The sequence below is a fragment of the Streptomyces doebereineriae genome (genome assembly GCF_031845645.1).
GTDB classification, from domain to species: domain Bacteria; phylum Actinomycetota; class Actinomycetes; order Streptomycetales; family Streptomycetaceae; genus Streptomyces; species Streptomyces canus.
Window position 1 is genome coordinate 1 of the sequence record NZ_JAVREZ010000492.1, and the last position, 411, is coordinate 411.

1 protein-coding gene is annotated in these 411 nt (G+C 69.8%); it reads right to left on the reverse strand.

What is annotated here, in order from left to right; translation table 11 throughout:
• Window positions 1–411 (reverse strand): thiamine pyrophosphate-binding protein (locus RNB18_RS52920; protein ID WP_311721167.1); only part of this gene is annotated, 411 nt, incomplete at both ends.

The window sequence follows — 411 nt, forward strand, 5'->3', positions numbered from 1 at the left end:
GTGCCAGGTGCGTTCGGCGAATAGCGATTCCGGCCAGTCGTGCGCCTCGGCCTGCACGTCCTGGGGGATCGACACCGTCGCGGCTCCGGTCTCGACGGGATCGGTCAGCACCCGCATGGCCCCCAGCAGGGCGGCCGGCAGTTGTTCGGGCCGCCAGACCCGATCGAAGTAGCGGGACAGCGGCTTGAAGGCGTCGTTGACCGTCACGTCACCGGAGGACGGCAGTTCGAGCTCCTGCAACACCGGTGAACTGACCCGGGTGGCGAACGTGTCGGCGGGCAGCAGCAACACCGGCAACCGATTGATGGTGGCCAGCGCGGCGCCGGTGAGCATGTTGGTGGAGCCCGGCCCGACGCTGGCGGTCACCGCCCACGCTTGCAGCCGGTCCTTCTGCCGGGCATAGGCCACCGC